Raw genomic sequence first — 344 nt, forward strand, 5'->3', positions numbered from 1 at the left:
GTAGAAACTCTGGATGCCTACATCCCTGAGCCAGTTCGTGCCGTTGATCAGCCGTTCCTGATGCCGATCGAAGACGTATTCTCGATCTCGGGTCGTGGTACCGTTGTGACCGGTCGTATCGAGCGTGGTATCGTTCGCGTTCAAGATCCACTGGAAATCGTTGGTCTGCGTGACACCACCACCACCACCTGCACCGGTGTTGAGATGTTCCGCAAGCTGCTGGACGAAGGCCGTGCTGGCGAGAACTGCGGCGTTCTGCTGCGTGGTACCAAGCGTGACGACGTTGAGCGTGGCCAGGTTCTGGTCAAGCCAGGTTCGGTCAAGCCGCACACCAAGTTCACCGC

At 58.4% G+C, this 344-nt stretch carries 1 protein-coding gene; it reads left to right on the forward strand.

The genetic code is table 11. The features are described from left to right. On the forward strand, positions 1–344 hold a 344-nt coding region (locus ACF8R3_RS16190), incomplete at both ends, for an EF-Tu/IF-2/RF-3 family GTPase (protein WP_392515888.1).

This window comes from Pseudomonas sp. FYR_7, from assembly GCF_043106155.1.
Taxonomy (GTDB): Bacteria; Pseudomonadota; Gammaproteobacteria; order Pseudomonadales; family Pseudomonadaceae; genus Aquipseudomonas; species Aquipseudomonas parafulva_B.